Raw genomic sequence first — 15,187 nt, 5'->3', positions numbered from 1 at the left:
GGTTCAGCGGACGAAAAGTTTATAGACCAGCTTCTGGATGGCCTTGCCGTAGGGCGGATAGATCATCTTCGCGGCATTGAAACGCTGCTTGATGAACACCGACTTGGCCTTGCTGAAGGTGAGGAAACCTTCATGGCCGTGATAGTGACCCATGCCGGAGGGACCGATGCCGCCGAACGGCATGTCGTCCTGAGCCACATGGAGCAGCGTGTCGTTCAGGCACACGCCGCCAGAGTGGGTCTCGTGCAGCACGCGCTGCTGTTCGGCCTTGCCGTAGCCGAAGTAGTAAAGGGCCAGCGGGCGCGGACGATCGTTGATGTAGGCGAAGGCATCGTCGATGGCGCGATAAGGAACGATCGGCAGCAGGGGGCCGAAGATCTCCTCCTGCATCAGCTTCATCTCATCGGTGGCTCCCAGCACGACGGTGTGCGGCAGGCGGCGTCCCTGGGCTTCCGGGAACAGCGGGACCAGGCGCGCGCCCTTGGCTTCGGCGTCGACCAGGTAGCCCTTGAGGCGGCTCAACTGGCGTTCATTGATGATGGCGGTGTAGTCGGGATTGTCGGTCAGCTGCGGGTAGAAACCCTTCACGGCCAGACGATAGGCCTCGACGAAGCCGTCGATGCGATCTTCCGGTACCAGCACGTAGTCCGGGGCCACGCAGGTCTGGCCCGCATTCATGGTCTTGCCGAAGGCGATGCGCTCGGCGGCGTCGGCCAGGGGCACGTCTGCGGAGACGATGGCTGGCGACTTGCCGCCCAGTTCCAGGGTCACCGGAGTCAGGTTCTCGGCGGCCGCGCGCATCACGTGCTTGCCGATGCTGGTTGCACCGGTGAACAGCAGGTGGTCGAAGGGCTGGCGGGAGAACGCCACCCCGACCTCGGCCTCGCCCTGGACCACTGCAACCAGGTCTTCAGGGAAGACGCGGGCCAGCAGGTCCTGGAGCAACTGGGCAGTTGCCGGGGTGGATTCGCTCATCTTGATCATTACCCGGTTGCCCGCCGCCAGGGCGCCGACCAGCGGGCCGATGGCCAGGTACAGGGGATAGTTCCAGGGCACGATGACGCCGACGACGCCCAGGGGCTGGTAGACCACCTTGGCCGACGCCGGTTGGAAGGCCATGCCGACGCTGCGTCGGGAGGGCTTCATCCATTTGCGGATGCACTTGCTGACGTAGTGGATGCCATGGAGGCTGGGCATGATCTCTGCGAGCAGCGTCTCTTCCGCCGCGCGATTGCTGAAGTCCTGGGAAATGGCCGCGATCAGGGCTTCCTTCTCGGTGAGCAGGAGCTCGCGCAGCGATTTCAGCCACTGGATGCGTTGCGCTGCGCTGGGCATGGGGTTGGCGCGAAATGCTTCGCGCTGGCGCTGGAAGAGAGACTCCAGCTGGCTGATCTGCTGTTGAGTCTGTTGCAGGTAAGCGATGTCGGCGACCATGGCGCTGCTCCTCGGCGGCTCCGGACGAGCCACTCGCATCCGCTGTACGGACACGGTAAGGCTCTGTTCTTGTGATGTCGCTGGATTTTTAGAGCAATTGCTCTAATCTGTCAAATTAGCTTGCCCTGTGGCCCGTCCGTCGGCAGCCCATCGAAAAGCTGGGCGTGCCCGGTCCCGGTAACACCGGGTGTTTCCGGAGCGCCTTGCGGTGTACCTTTAGCGCTCGCCGCGTTCCATCGATTGCAGGAATTTCCACCTGATGTCCCCACGACCCAAGACCCGCGACCGAATCGTTCTGGAGAGCCTAGGGCTGTTCAACACCCAGGGCGAGCGTAACGTCACCACGAACCACATCGCCGCTCACCTGGGCATGTCGCCGGGCAATCTCTATTACCACTTCCGCAACAAGCAGGAGATCATCGCCGAGCTGTTCGGACTGTACGAGGCGAGGGTGGATAGCTTCTTGCGCCTGCCGGAAGGTCGGCCCGTGACGGTGGAGGACAAGACCTTCTACCTCGAGTCGCTGCTGGCGGCCATGTGGGATTTCCGCTTCCTGCACCGGGACCTGGAGCACCTGCTGGAATCGGATGCCGAGCTTGCCTCGCGCTATCGCCTGTTCGCTCAGCGCTGTCTGGATCATGCCCAGGCCATCTACCGCGGCTTCGTCGGCGCCGGCATCTTGCGCATGAATCCCGCCCAGGTCGAGGCACTGACCCTTAACAGCTGGATCATCGTTACCTCCTGGGTGCGCTTCCTCTGCACCACCCGTGGTGATGCCGGCGATCTCAGCCAGGAACTGCTGCGTCGGGGCATTTATCAGGTTCTGGCGCTGGAAGGCGGCTACCTTGCGCCCGAGGCACAGCCTGCGGTCAAGGCGCTATACGAGAAGCTGTACGTGCCGTTGGATCAGGTAGTGCCGAACTAGTGTTGTAGCCAGCTGTTGCTTGCGGCTGACGTGCGAGCAGCCCTAGCGGCAGCTTCCCAGCCAGTCCGGAATTCGCCGTTCCAGGTAATAGGCGGGCTGCTGCGGAGACCCTTCGACGAAACCCACGTGACCGCCACGCGCATGCAGTTCCATGCGGGTCGAGGCCGAAAGCTCATGGGCCTCTGGCAGGCTATGGCGAAAGACGAAGGGGTCGTCGACGGACTGGATCAGCAGGGTGGGAATGCGTACACCACCAAGGTAGTAGCGGCTGGACGCCCGGCGGTAGTAGTCGTGGGCATCGCTGAAACCATGCAAGGGCGCAGTGATGCGGCCGTCGAAGTCCCAGAAGGTACGCATGTTTTCCAGTGAACCGAGCCGTTCCAGGGTAGACAGGTGCTCGCCCTGGCCCTGGTGGGCGAACAGGCGCTGCTTGTTCTTCACGTAGGCCACCATCTCCCGCATGAAGTGTGCCTGGTAGACCCGTGAGAATCCCAGGGCGATGCGGTCGGCACATTGGTCCAGCCGATAAGGTACCGAGACCGCCACTGCGCCTTGCAGGCCGCAGTCGTCACCCGTTTCTCCGAGGTACTTGAGCAGCACGTTGCCGCCCAGCGAATAACCCACCGCATAGAGAGGCGCCAGTGGACGGCTGGCGCGCAGGTGCTGGACGGTGGTGGCCAGGTCTTCGCTGACGCCCGAGTGGTAGCCGCGGGGCAACAGGTTGGGTTCGCCCGAACAGCCACGCCAGTTGATGGCCACGCTGGCCCAGCCACGAGCGGCCAACTCCTGTTGCAGGCCAAGCACATACAGCGAGCTGGATGAGCCGGTCAGTCCATGCAGAGCCAGCACCAGTGGCGCGTCGGCTTCGTGGGGGCCGTGCCAGTCCAGGTCGAGGAAATCTCCATCTTCCAGCCACAGGCGCTCCCGATGTCGCGAAAGCCGGGGTGGCTTGCGACAAAAGGGCGACCACAAGGTCTGCAGGTGCGGCCCCGGCAACCACCAGGCCGGCTGGAAGCCGGCACGGGTGGCCGCTGGCGGATGGAACTGATTCATCGGCGTGCCGTCGATCAGGCGTCGGAGGTTTCCCCGGCCGAGCGTTGCCACAGGGCGTAGTACACCTGTCCGGCTTTCTTCTCGCGGTGCAGGCGCCAGTTACCCGGTAGACCCAGCGCGGAGGGCGGGTTCTCGCTTTCGGTATAGACCCAGGCTCGGGGGGCGAGCCAGCCGCGACTCTCCAGGAGGTCGCAGACGGGTTGCAGCAGGTCTTTGTTGAAGGGCGGGTCGAGGAAAACGACGTCGAAGACGCTGGGCGACTGCGTGTCCAGGTAGCGCAGCGCGTCGCTCTGCAGCAGTTGGCCCTTGCCGCAGCGCAACGTCTCCAGGTGACCGCGCAAGGCGGCTACCGAGTCGGGGTTCAGGTCCAGCGCCAGGCCCTCGACGGCACCCCGGGACAGTGCCTCCAGATAGAGCGCGCCGCTGCCTGCGAAGGGGTCGAGCACCCGCGCGCCTTCCATATAGGGTGCAAGCCAGTTGAACAGCGTCTCGCGTACCCGGTCGGGAGTGGGGCGCAGGCCGGGACCATTGGGGAAGGCGAAGCGCCGCGAGCGCCATTCGCCGCCGATGATGCGGAGTTGGCCCTGGCCGCCGTGTTTCGGCGTGGCGGGTCTGGGGGTCGGCTTGCGCATCAGTGCTCCGGTACGCCGCTGGGCATTTCGGCGGGCTTGTCGGTGGGCGGCGGCAGGTCCTTTTGGGGAACGGTCGGACCGGCGGTGACGATGACGAACTGGTCGGGGTTCAGATGTTTGGCCATGGCGGCCTTCACCTGGGCGACATCGAGTGCCTGGACCTTGGTCATGAAGTCTTCCAGGTAGGTCAGCGGCAGGTTGTAGAAGCCGATGGCACCCAGCTGGCCGACGATGTCGGCATTGCTCGCGGTGGACAGTGGGAAGCTGCCCGCCAGCTCGCGCTTGGCATCATCCAGCTCTTTCTGGGTCGGGCCGTCGGCCAGGTACTGGCGGACGATGTCCTGGATCAGCTTGAGGGTGCCCTGGCTCATCTCGGCGCGGGTCTGCAGGCCGATCATGAACGGGCCGCGCACCTGCATGGCGGTAAAGCCGGAGCTGACGCCGTAGGTCAGGCCGCGCTTCTCGCGCACCTCTTCCATCAGTCGGGTGCCGAAGCCGCCACCGCCGAGAATCTGGTTGCCCAGGTAGAGCGCGGCGTAATCGGGGTCGTTCCGGTCGATACCCAGCTGGGCCAGCATCAGGTGGGTCTGCTTGGACGGGAACTCGATGTGGTTGAGGCCGGGTTTGGGTACATCAGGCTCCGGCAGTTTGGCCAGGGCCGGGCCCTTCGGCAGTGCGCGGGATACCTGGTTGGCAATGGCTTCGGCGTCGGCACGGGACAGGTCGCCGACCAGGGCGATCACTACATTGCCGGCGGCATAGGCCTTTTGGTGGAACGCACGCATCTGGGCCACGGTAATGCCGGGGACGGACTTTGCGTCGCCTTCGCTGGAGTGCGCGTACGGATGCTGGCCGTAGAGTTTCTCGAAGAGCTCCAGGCCGGCGAGCTTGCCGGGGTTCTGCTTCTGATACTCGAAGCCAGCGAGCATCTGATTCTTGATTCGCGCCAGGGAGTCTTCAGGGAAAGTTGGCGCCCCGATTACCTGGGTGAACAGTTCCAGGGCCGGCGTGCGCTGCTCGGGGGCGGTGAGGCTGCGCAGGCTGGCGATAGCCATGTCGCGATAGGCACCGTTGCCGAACTCCGCGCCCAGGCTCTCGAAGCCCTCGGCGATGGCGGTGACATCCTTGCCTTTCACGCCCTCGTTGAGCATGGCGTTGGTCAGGGTTGCCAGGCCGGAAGTAGCGCCGTCCTGGCTGCTGCCGGCAGCGAAGGTCAGGCGCAGGTCGAACATCGGCAGCTCGGGAGCGGCGACGAAGAGCACCTTGGCCCCTTCGGCAGTGGTCCAGCTCTGGATGTCCAGGCTGCGGCGGCTAGGCGCCTTGCTGCCCAGCTCTGCCAGCGATTGCAGCCCCTCGGTCGGTGCAGGGGTGGTGGTTTCGGCGGTGGCGGTGGTTTCCGGGCGATTGGCGATGAAGCCGAGCACGCCGAGCAGGACGATCAGGGCCAGGCCGAGCAGGCCGTAACGCAGGCCGTTGCGCTCACTCATTGCGAGCCTCCTCGGGCAGGATGTGGGCGACGCTAAGGCGGTCGCGGGTGAAGAAGGTCTTGGCGGCGGCCTGGATATCGGCGGGGGTCACGGACTCGAGTGCTGCGAGGTCCTGATCCATCAGTTTCCAGGAAAGGCCTACGGTTTCCAGTTGGCCGATGGTGGTGGCTTGGCTGGTGATGGAGTCGCGCTGGTAGACCAGGTCGGCAATCGCCTGGGCCCGAACGCGCTTCAGCTCTTCGGCACTGGGAGGTGTGTTCTTCAGGTCTTCCAGCTGGCGCCAGATGCCGGCCTCGGTCTGATCGAGGGTCTTGCCCTTCTGCGTGTTGGGGGTCGCGCTGATGACGAACAGGCTGTCGCCACGAGGGAAACCGTCATACCAGGCGGAAGCGCCGCTGACCAGTTCTTCGCCGCGTTCCAGCCGGCTGGCCAGACGGGCACTGTAGCCACCGTCGAGCAGGGTGGAGATCAGGCGCAGCGCATGGACCTGGCGGGCGTCCTTGGCGGTGGCGAGGCCTGGCACGTTGAAGCCCATGAGCAGGCTCGGCAACTGGGTGCGCACGTGCAGCGTGAGGCGACGCTCCCCAGGGGTGGCCAGTTCCAGCGGTTTCTTCGCGGGCGGCACATCACGCTTCGGAATGCTGGCGAAATAGCGTTCGGCGAGGCCCCTGACCTCATCCGGGGTGACATCGCCCACCACCACCAGAGTGGCGTTGTTCGGTACGTACCAGGATTCGTACCAGTGGCGCAGTTCCTCGACCTTCATGCGGTTGAGGTCGGCCATCCAGCCAATGGTGGGGATGTGGTAGCCGCTTGCCGGATAGGCCATTGCCTTGAAGCGCTCGAAGGCCTTGGCAGTGGGCTTGTCGTCTGTGCGAAGACGGCGCTCTTCCTTGATCACTTCGATCTCGCGGGTGAACTCCTCCGGCGGCAGCTTGAGGCTGGCGAGGCGGTCGGCTTCCAACTCGAATGCGACGCCCAGGCGGTCGCGGGCCAGCACCTGGTAATAGGCGGTGTAGTCGTCGCTGGTGAAGGCATTTTCTTCGGCGCCGAGTTCTCGCAGGATGCGCGAGGCTTCACCGGGGCCGAGCTTGCGGCTGCCCTTGAACATCATGTGCTCGAGGGCGTGGGAGAGGCCGGTCTGGCCAGATGTTTCGTAGCTCGAGCCGACCTTGTACCAGAGCTGGGACACCACTACGGGCGCGCGATGGTCTTCACGGACGACGACCTTGAGGCCGTTGTCCAGGGTGAACTCGTGGGTGGGCTGATTGTCTGCAGCGATAGCCAAAACGGGCAGACAGAGAGCGCAGTACAGCAAGCCGGCGGCTTGTCGGGCAATGGCTTTCATTGATGTTCTTGACCTGTCGGACGGCCCCGGCGGTCGTACCGCCTGCGGGCGAAGAGGTGCTAGGATACCCCATCCTTTCCCGGGGCGGCGAAGCTGGCCGGCATAGAGCCAGTACGGCCGCTCCCTTGAGATGCAATCGACTCATGTTTGGTTCCAACGACGACAAGAAAGCTCCGGCCCAGGCCGGGGAAAAGAAATCCTTGTTCGGCTGGCTGCGCAAAAAGCCCCAGGAAACCGCTCCCGTCGCTCCGGCGGAACCGGTGGCCCCTGTCGAGGCCGAGGCGCCGGCCGCACCTGCTCCCACGACTGAAGTTGCTTCGGCCGTGCAACCGGTCGTTGAGCCGGTAACTGCGCCGGCTCCGATCGTTACCGAAGCCCCGGCGTCAGCGCCCGCGCCCGTCGAAGTGCCCGCGCCGGTCCCCGCCCCGGTCGTAAATGAAGCGTCCGCTTCGGTTATTGCCGAAGCGCCGGTAGTCGCCGAGCCTGCTGCACCTGCACCTGCACCTGCACCTGCACCTGCACCTGCACCTGCACCTGCACCTGCACCTGTCGCCGAGCAACCGACTCCGGTGGTCGCCCCCGCTCTGGTTGTCGAGCCAGCCGCCGTTCCCGCCGTCCAGGCCGAGCCCGCCAAGTCCAGCTTCTTCTCCCGTCTCAAGCAGGGCCTGTCAAAGACCAGCGCCAGTATCGGCGAAGGCATGGCCAGCCTGTTCCTTGGCCGCAAAGCCATCGACGACGACTTGCTGGATGAGATCGAGACCCGCCTGCTGACCGCTGATGTCGGTGTGGAAGCCACCACCGCCATCGTCCAGAGCCTGACCCAGAAAGTCGCGCGCAAGCAGCTGGCCGATGCCGACGCTCTCTACAAGGCCTTGCAGGACGAGCTGGCGGCGCTGCTGCGTCCGGTCGAGCAGCCGCTGAAGATCGACAGCGGCTGCTCACCCTATGTAATCCTCGTGGTCGGCGTTAACGGCGTTGGCAAGACCACCACCATCGGCAAGCTGGCCAAGAAGCTGCAGCTCGATGGCAAGAAAGTCATGCTGGCCGCCGGTGACACCTTCCGCGCCGCGGCGGTGGAGCAATTGCAGATCTGGGGCGAGCGCAACAACATCGCCGTAATCGCTCAGCACACTGGCGCCGACTCCGCTTCGGTCATCTTCGATGCCGTGCAGGCTGCCAAGGCCCGGGGTGTCGATGTGTTGATCGCCGACACCGCCGGTCGCCTGCACACCAAGGACAACCTGATGGAGGAGCTGAAGAAGGTGCGCCGCGTGATCGGCAAGCTGGACGAGACCGCTCCCCACGAAGTGCTGTTGGTGCTGGATGCCGGTACCGGGCAGAACGCCATCAACCAGGCCAAGCAGTTCCACCAGGCGGTCAGCCTGTCCGGCCTGGCACTGACCAAACTGGACGGCACCGCCAAGGGTGGGGTGATCTTCGCCCTGGCCAAGCAGTTCAGCCTGCCGATCCGTTACATCGGCGTGGGCGAAGGCATCGACGACCTGCGTACCTTCGAAGCCGACGCCTTCGTGAAGGCCCTCTTCGCTGAGCGGGAGTCCGCATGATTCGATTCGAGCAGGTCGGCAAACGCTATCCAAATGGCCACGTTGGCCTGCACGAACTGAGCTTCCGCGTTCGCCGCGGCGAGTTCCTCTTCGTCACCGGTCACTCCGGCGCCGGCAAGAGCACCCTATTGCGTCTGCTGCTGGCAATGGAGCGTCCTACCACCGGCAAACTGCTGCTGGCCGGGCAGGACCTGTCGACCATCACCAACTCGCAGATTCCTTTCCTGCGCCGCCAGATTGGTGTCGTGTTCCAGAATCACCAGTTGCTGTTCGACCGCAGTGTGTTCGACAACGTCGCGTTGCCGCTGCAGATCCACGGCCTGTCCAAGGCGGAGATCGCCAAGCGGGTGAGTGTGGCGCTGGAACGCGTGTCCCTGGCGGACAAGGCCGAGCTCTACCCGGCCGACCTTTCCACCGGTCAGCAGCAGCGAGTAGGCATTGCTCGCGCCGTCGTTCACCGCCCGGCCCTGCTGCTGGCGGACGAACCCACCGGTAACCTGGACCCGCGCCTAGCCGCCGAGATCATGGGCGTATTCGAGGACATCAATCGCTTGGGCACCACAGTGCTGATCGCCAGTCACGATCTGGCGCTGATCGCGCGCATGCGCCACCGTCTGCTCACCCTGCAACGCGGCCGCCTGATCGGCGACGGGGAGGCAGTCTGATGAGCGCCAAGCAGATGCCGCCGCCGAAGCCCGCCGAACGAGTAGGGGCCTCGCCCCGGCATGTTGATTCGCCGGAGAAAGGCGACGACGGCCCGGATTTCAGAACCCTGCTGCATGCCTGGCTGGAAAGCCACCGCGCCAGCCTGGTGGACAGCCTGCGTCGCCTGGGTCGCCAGCCGGTTGGTAGTTTCTTTACCTGCCTGGTGATGGCTATCGCCCTTAGCCTGCCTATGGGGCTGTCCCTGCTGCTCAGCAACGTTGAGCGACTGGGTGGGTCCTGGCAGCGCGCGGCGCAGATTTCTCTGTTCATGAAAATGGATGCCAGCGAGTCCCAGGGGCAGAAGCTGCGAGACGAAATTGCCGGCATGCCGGATGTTGCCGAGGCAGAGTGGATCAGCCGCGAGCAGGCGCTGGCCGAGCTGCAGCAGCAGTCCGGCCTGGGCGAGGCCCTTAAGGAACTGCCGCAGAACCCGCTTCCCGGTGTGATCCTGGTGACGCCCAAGGAAGTCGACAAGGCTGCTCTGGAAGCACTGCGTCAACGCTTGTCGGAAATGTCCGGCATCGAGCAGGCGCAGCTGGACCTGGTCTGGGTCGAGCGCCTGTCGGCGATCCTCAAGCTGGGGGAGCGTTTCGTCTTCGGCCTGGCGGTATTGCTGATCCTGGCCTTGCTGCTGGTCATCGGTAATACCATTCGTCTGCATATCGAGAACCGCCGCACCGAGATCGAGGTGATCAAGCTAGTGGGCGGGACCGATAGCTACGTGCGCCGTCCCTTCCTTTATATGGGCGCGCTCTACGGCACTGGTGCGGGCCTGCTGGCCTGGCTGGTGCTGGCCTACGGCCTGGACTGGCTGAACGATTCCGTGGTGCGTCTGGCCGGTCTCTACGGCAGCGACTTCGCCCTGGTGGGCGTACCACTAGCCGATGGTCTATCCCTGCTTCTGGGCGCTGTCCTGCTGGGTTACATTGGCGCCTGGCTGGCCGTGGCCCGTCATCTCAGTGAGCTGGCGCCGCGTTAGAACCCATCGTTTTCTGTGGGTGTTGCGAGGGGTGTAAGGAAACTTTTACACCCCCTTGCAGTCATATAGGCCAGTGCTACACTGCGCGAGCTTTAGTGAATCGGAGGATTCGCATGACCACTTCCCTGCAACCTGTCTATGCCCTTGCCCCCGGTGCGAACCTGGAGGCATACGTGCATGCGGTCAACGGCATCCCGCTGCTGACTGTCGAGCAGGAGCGCGAACTGGCCGAACGCCTCTTCTATGAACAAGATCTGGAAGCGGCACGGCAAATGGTGTTGGCGCACCTGCGCTTCGTCGTACACATCGCCAAGAGTTATTCCGGCTACGGTCTGGCCCAGGCCGACCTCATCCAGGAAGGCAACGTCGGCCTGATGAAGGCCGTCAAGCGCTTCAACCCCGAAATGGGTGTGCGCCTGGTGTCTTTCGCTGTGCATTGGATCAAGGCCGAGATCCATGAGTTCATCCTGCGCAACTGGCGAATCGTCAAGGTCGCCACCACCAAGGCGCAGCGTAAGTTGTTCTTCAACCTGCGTAGCCAGAAGAAGCGTCTGACCTGGCTGAACAACGATGAAGTCCATGCGGTGGCCAACACCCTTGGCGTCGAGCCCCATGAAGTGCGCGAGATGGAAAGCCGGCTGACCGGTCAGGACATGGCGTTCGACCCGGCGGCAGATGCTGACGACGACGCTGCCTTCCAGGCTCCGGCGCATTACCTGGAAGACCACCGCTACGACCCGGCGCGTCAGCTGGAAGATGCGGACTGGAGCGACAGCTCCACCGCCAACCTCCACGAAGCGCTGGATGGCCTGGATGAGCGTAGCCGCGACATCCTCTACCAGCGCTGGCTGGCAGAAGAGAAATCGACGCTGCACGATCTGGCGGCCAAGTACAACGTCTCCGCCGAGCGTATTCGCCAGTTGGAGAAGAACGCCATGAACAAGCTCAAGGGCTTCATTCAGGCGTGACGCTAAAACCCGGAAAAGCCGCACTTCGGTGCGGCTTTTTTCTGCCTGGAGAAAACCGCCATGACCATGCCATCCCTGCGTACCAGCCATTGGCTGCTGTTCGCCTCGGTCGCCGTGCTGTTCTTTTCCCTGGCGCTGTGGATGAGCAAGCAGTCCGACCGCGCTGAACCGCTGCCCTGGCTGGTGGATTGGCAGGAGTCGGTGATCGTGCCCATGGCTGAAGGTGACCTGCCTCTGGAGAAACTAGCCGAACTGGCACCGGGGGAGCTTTGGTTGCAGCCTCGCGACGAAGGCCCGCGTCTGGTCTATCGCACCAAGCAAGAGCGGGAAGAGGGCGTCTGGCGCCTCGAAGGGGAGCTGGAGCTCAGCGACGGCGAGCGGGACAGCTTGTCCAAGGCCCTCGGAAAAGGCACTGACGAGCAGCCCCTGAGTGGCGAGATGCTGGAACAGCTGGGCGGGCACCGGGTATCGGTGCTGAACATGGTGCCCATGGCCGAAGTGTCGGCCGCACGGCTTGCCGCAAGCATTGGGCCTCCCCGGCTTCGCCTGCGTACCGGTGAGGGTGAGGCGTGGATCTATCCACAGCAGGGGCTCAGCGCGCATCTGCTGGAAGGCAATGTGCAGCTCCTGCATCTGGTTCCGCGCGAGGCGATGAAGCACTGATCGGAGCTTGAAGCTCGAGCGCTTCTACAAGTTGTGGCTGCGTATAACCAGGCCCAACGAAGCAGGCACGGCGGCGGAGATGTTGGGCATCGCGCAGGTCTGGCGCAGGCTACGCCGATGCCCCGTCATCAAAGCTGTTGCAGGTAGCTGCTACCGCCGAGCTGGCTCATTTGTCGGCGAATCCAGCCGGCGCGGGTCGCGACATAGCCGCTCGGCCGGGAAGGGCTCCATTTGCGCGGGTTCGGCAGCACCGCCGCCAGCAAGGCCGCCTGCTGGCGGGATAGGCGTGTGGCGTGGACACCGAAGTGCTGGCGCGCTGCGGCTTCGGCACCGAACACGCCATTGCCCCACTCGACGCTGTTCAGATAGACCTCAAGGATGCGGTGCTTCGGCCAGAACAATTCGATAAGGCCGGTAAACCAGACCTCCAGACCCTTGCGGATCCAATTGCGGCCGGACCAGAGGAAAACGTTCTTCGCCACCTGCTGGCTGAGGGTGCTGGCGCCACGGATCGACCCGCCGCGCTCGTTGTGCGCGAAGGCCTTGCGGATAGCAGGGATATCGAAACCCCAATGTTCGGCAAACTTCTGGTCTTCGGCGGCGATCACCGCGATCTTCAGGTCATCCGGCAGTTCATCCCAGGACACCCAATCACGCTTGACGTCGATCGGTTTGCCGTCGATCCACGACTCGATCTTGCGCTCCACCATCAGCATCGAGCCGGGCGGCGGTACCCAGCGAAACAGAATCACCAGCAGCACGGACGCCGCCGCGAACCAGAGCAGCAATTTGAATAGACTGCGGCGAATCGTGTGAAACATTCTGGCTTGGCCCGGGGAAATTAGCGCGCCATTATAGCGGCCGTCTTCCCTCTGTCTGGAGTCCCCATGGCTCGCCTGTTCCTGCTGCTTTCCGCATTCGCCGGTTTTACCGGGGTGGCCCTGGGGGCTTTTGCCGCCCACGGCCTGAAAAGCAGGCTGACGCCCGAGTACCTGGCGGTGTTCCAGACAGGCACCCACTACCAGCTGATCCATGCCCTGGCTCTGTTCGGCGTGGCCCTGCTGGCGCTGCATGCACCTGGCCGCCTGGTGAATCTGGCCGGTGGCTTCTTCGCCCTCGGTATCCTGCTGTTCTCCGGAAGCCTCTACCTGCTGACCCTCAGCGGTGTCGGCAAGCTTGGCATCATCACGCCCTTCGGCGGTCTGGCCTTCCTCGCCGGTTGGCTATGCCTGGGGCTCTCGGCCTGGAATCTTGCGAATCGCTAACTTGACCGTGGCGTCAAATTGCGGGACGAATGGCGTCCTTTTGCCTTGGTGCCGCGCGCCTATCGGGCTAGAATGCCGTCCCCTTTCCAGTTGTGACTGATCCGTCATGCGCATTCAGTTGAACGGCGAATCCTTCGAGTTACCCGACGGCCAGACCGTCGCGGACCTCATTTCCCGCCTGGACCTGGCCGGCCGCCGCGTTGCGGTCGAGCTCAATCTCGATATCGTGCCGCGAAGCCAGCACGCCGCCACCGCCCTGTGCGAAGGCGATCGCGTCGAGGTGGTCCAAGCCATAGGCGGCGGCTAGTAGAGTGGGTTTCCAACCTGCCCAGCCACGCCATCCGCAGCACCTGTTCCGCGTATCAAGCAATTCCCTCTGCCCGCCAGGAGTCCAGCATGAGCCAAACGCCGATCGACAAGCCCTTTACCCTCGCGGGCCGCACCTATGAATCGCGTCTGCTGGTGGGCACCGGCAAGTACAAGGACCTCGAAGAAACCCGTGTCGCCATCGAGGCCTCCGGCGCCGAGATCGTCACTGTGGCCGTGCGCCGTACCAACATCGGCCAGAACCCGGGCGAACCGAACCTGCTGGACGTGATTTCCCCGGACAAGTACACCATCCTGCCGAACACCGCCGGTTGCTATAACGCCGAAGAAGCCGTGCGCACCTGCCGCCTGGCTCGCGAGCTGCTGGATGGCCACAACCTGGTCAAGCTGGAAGTCCTGGCTGACCAGAAAACCCTCTTCCCCAACGTCGTCGAAACCCTCAAGGCCGCCGAGCAACTGGTCAAGGACGGCTTCGACGTCATGGTCTACACGAGCGACGATCCCATCATCGCCCGCCAATTGGCCGAGATGGGCTGCATCGCCGTGATGCCCCTGGCCGGTCTGATTGGCTCGGGTATGGGCATCTGCAACCCCTGGAACCTGCGCATCATCCTCGAAGAAGCCAAGGTTCCGGTGCTGGTCGACGCCGGTGTGGGCACCGCTTCCGACGCCACTATCGCCATGGAACTGGGCTGCGAAGCCGTGTTGATGAACACCGCCATCGCCCATGCGCAGAACCCCGTGATGATGGCCGAGGCCATGAAACACGCCATCGTTGCCGGCCGCCTCGCCTACCTGGCCGGGCGTATGCCGCGCAAGCTCTACGCCAGCGCGTCTTCGCCGCTGGATGGTCTGATCCGCTGAGAAACTGGTCACGATCAGCTGCGTGTTGGCCCTGGGGCGCTAAGAACAGGCTCGGAATGCTCATTTACAGCTGTAAAATCCGCTTCCTCGCCTGTTTTTGCCTGGCATGTCTTTTACTCGCAAGATCGTGAACAGGTTCTGCTGAGTTCCACTGAAAGGTTTTCGCAAGATGATTGAAGAACAGGGCTCGCCGGCCGCCGCCGACGAAACGCGCCATCACCGCACCATCAAGAGTTTCGTGATGCGTGCCGGGCGCATGACCGAAGGTCAACAGCGCGGCCTCGACCAGGGCTGGCCGAAGTTCGGCCTGGAGCTGGCCGACGGCCCGCAGGACTTCGATGCCCTGTTCGGTCGCAGTGCGCCGCGCACCTTCGAGATCGGTTTCGGCATGGGCCATGCCACCCTGGAGATGGCCGCTGCCGCGCCGGAGCAGGACTTCATCGGTGTCGAAGTGCACCGTCCCGGCGTCGGCGCCCTGTTGAATGGCGCCATGACCCAGGGGCTCTCCAACATCCGCGTGTACAGCTGCGATGCCCTTGAGGTGCTGCGTGACTGTGTTGCAGATGCGAGCCTGGACCGCGTGCTGTTGTTCTTCCCTGACCCCTGGCACAAGTCCCGTCACCACAAGCGGCGGATCGTGCAGCTGGCGTTCGCCGAGCTGGTGCGGCAGAAGCTCAAGGTTGGCGGCGTCCTGCACATGGCCACCGACTGGGAGCACTACGCCGAGCACATGCTGGAAGTGATGAGCGTCGCACCGGGTTACCGCAACCTGGCCGAGGACGGCCGCTACGTGCCGCGCCCGGAAGAGCGCCCGATCACCAAGTTCGAGCGCCGCGGCGAGCGCCTCGGCCATGGCGTCTGGGACCTCAAGTTCCAACGCATCGATTGACCGGGCGCCGCTCAGCGGCGCACCGGCGCACCTGACTAGACCGGGACAACCCGGCACCTCACCTGATCCGACGATAGCAACGT

The 15,187-nt window shown here is 63.9% G+C and carries 16 protein-coding genes; 10 read left to right on the top strand and 6 right to left on the bottom strand.

The annotated features are described in order from the left end of the window. Positions 1-3: 3 nt before the first annotated feature. On the bottom strand, positions 4-1,434 hold the full coding sequence (locus D6Z43_RS18860) for a coniferyl aldehyde dehydrogenase (RefSeq protein ID WP_120653611.1): 1,431 nt from the start codon (positions 1,432-1,434) through the stop codon (positions 4-6). A 259-nt stretch (positions 1,435-1,693) separates the two neighbouring features. Between D6Z43_RS18860 and D6Z43_RS18855 the strand changes: the two genes are divergently transcribed. After that, positions 1,694-2,359 (top strand): TetR/AcrR family transcriptional regulator, encoded by a 666-nt coding sequence (locus D6Z43_RS18855; protein ID WP_120653610.1) that lies wholly within the window; start codon positions 1,694-1,696, stop codon positions 2,357-2,359. 42 nt (positions 2,360-2,401) lie between these two features. On the opposite strand, the gene D6Z43_RS18850 is transcribed toward D6Z43_RS18855, so the two are convergent. Genes D6Z43_RS18850 through D6Z43_RS18835 form a run of 4 tightly spaced genes read right to left on the bottom strand, consistent with a single transcriptional unit; the run spans position 2,402 to position 6,879 of the window. Continuing rightward, positions 2,402-3,412, bottom strand: a complete 1,011-nt coding sequence (locus D6Z43_RS18850) for a hydrolase (RefSeq protein WP_120653609.1) — start codon at positions 3,410-3,412, stop codon at positions 2,402-2,404. 14 nt (positions 3,413-3,426) lie between these two features. Beyond that, positions 3,427-4,044 carry a 16S rRNA (guanine(966)-N(2))-methyltransferase RsmD gene (gene rsmD, locus D6Z43_RS18845; RefSeq protein WP_120653608.1) on the bottom strand — a complete coding sequence of 206 codons (618 nt, stop codon included), beginning with the start codon at positions 4,042-4,044 and terminating at the stop codon, positions 3,427-3,429. Beyond that, positions 4,044-5,531 (bottom strand): pitrilysin family protein, encoded by a 1,488-nt coding sequence (locus D6Z43_RS18840; protein ID WP_120653607.1) that lies wholly within the window; start codon positions 5,529-5,531, stop codon positions 4,044-4,046. Before D6Z43_RS18840 ends, rsmD begins: the two co-directional genes overlap by 1 nt. Beyond that, positions 5,524-6,879, bottom strand: a complete 1,356-nt coding sequence (locus tag D6Z43_RS18835; RefSeq protein WP_120653606.1) for a pitrilysin family protein — start codon at positions 6,877-6,879, stop codon at positions 5,524-5,526. Before D6Z43_RS18835 ends, D6Z43_RS18840 begins: the two co-directional genes overlap by 8 nt. Positions 6,880-7,022: 143 nt before the next feature. Here D6Z43_RS18835 and ftsY point away from each other — a divergent pair, with 143 nt between their 5' ends. From ftsY to D6Z43_RS18810, 5 genes are all read left to right on the top strand, one after another. Next, positions 7,023-8,444, top strand: a complete 1,422-nt coding sequence (gene ftsY / locus D6Z43_RS18830; RefSeq protein ID WP_120653605.1) for a signal recognition particle-docking protein FtsY — start codon at positions 7,023-7,025, stop codon at positions 8,442-8,444. Next, the gene (ftsE, locus tag D6Z43_RS18825; RefSeq protein WP_069081568.1) at positions 8,441-9,109 is read left to right on the top strand and encodes a cell division ATP-binding protein FtsE; all 669 of its coding nucleotides are present in this window, start codon (positions 8,441-8,443) and stop codon (positions 9,107-9,109) included. Before ftsY ends, ftsE begins: the two co-directional genes overlap by 4 nt. Further along, the gene (ftsX, locus tag D6Z43_RS18820) at positions 9,109-10,128 is read left to right on the top strand and encodes a permease-like cell division protein FtsX (RefSeq protein WP_120653604.1); all 1,020 of its coding nucleotides are present in this window, start codon (positions 9,109-9,111) and stop codon (positions 10,126-10,128) included. Before ftsE ends, ftsX begins: the two co-directional genes overlap by 1 nt. 113 nt (positions 10,129-10,241) lie before the next feature. After that, the gene (gene rpoH / locus D6Z43_RS18815) at positions 10,242-11,096 is read left to right on the top strand and encodes an RNA polymerase sigma factor RpoH (protein WP_120653603.1); all 855 of its coding nucleotides are present in this window, start codon (positions 10,242-10,244) and stop codon (positions 11,094-11,096) included. A gap of 60 nt (positions 11,097-11,156) precedes the next feature. After that, positions 11,157-11,759, top strand: coding sequence for a hypothetical protein (locus tag D6Z43_RS18810; RefSeq protein WP_120653602.1), 603 nt, complete (start codon positions 11,157-11,159; stop codon positions 11,757-11,759). Between the two features lie 128 nt (positions 11,760-11,887). Here D6Z43_RS18810 and mtgA read toward each other — a convergent pair whose 3' ends face one another. Further along, positions 11,888-12,580: a monofunctional biosynthetic peptidoglycan transglycosylase gene (gene mtgA, locus D6Z43_RS18805; RefSeq protein WP_120653601.1), complete on the bottom strand. Its 693-nt coding sequence runs from the start codon at positions 12,578-12,580 to the stop codon at positions 11,888-11,890. A gap of 66 nt (positions 12,581-12,646) precedes the next feature. Here mtgA and D6Z43_RS18800 point away from each other — a divergent pair, with 66 nt between their 5' ends. The 4 genes from D6Z43_RS18800 (at position 12,647) to trmB (ending at position 15,104) form a co-directional block, all read left to right on the top strand. Continuing rightward, entirely contained in the window at positions 12,647-13,024 is a 378-nt protein-coding gene (locus tag D6Z43_RS18800) for a DUF423 domain-containing protein (RefSeq protein ID WP_120653600.1), read from the top strand. A 106-nt stretch (positions 13,025-13,130) separates the two neighbouring features. Continuing rightward, a complete protein-coding gene (gene thiS / locus D6Z43_RS18795; RefSeq protein ID WP_120653599.1) occupies positions 13,131-13,331 on the top strand; it encodes a sulfur carrier protein ThiS in 201 nt (66 codons plus the stop codon). A gap of 89 nt (positions 13,332-13,420) precedes the next feature. Further along, positions 13,421-14,215 carry a thiazole synthase gene (locus D6Z43_RS18790; RefSeq protein ID WP_077524138.1) on the top strand — a complete coding sequence of 265 codons (795 nt, stop codon included), beginning with the start codon at positions 13,421-13,423 and terminating at the stop codon, positions 14,213-14,215. Positions 14,216-14,384: 169 nt separating this feature from the next. Next, a complete protein-coding gene (gene trmB, locus D6Z43_RS18785) occupies positions 14,385-15,104 on the top strand; it encodes a tRNA (guanosine(46)-N7)-methyltransferase TrmB (protein WP_120653598.1) in 720 nt (239 codons plus the stop codon). Positions 15,105-15,187: the final 83 nt, after the last annotated feature.

Source organism: Pseudomonas sp. DY-1, from assembly GCF_003626975.1.
Lineage (GTDB): Bacteria > Pseudomonadota > Gammaproteobacteria > Pseudomonadales > Pseudomonadaceae > Metapseudomonas.
The sequence above is the reverse complement of the archived record's forward strand: the minus strand, read 5'-3'. Positions and strand labels throughout refer to the sequence as shown.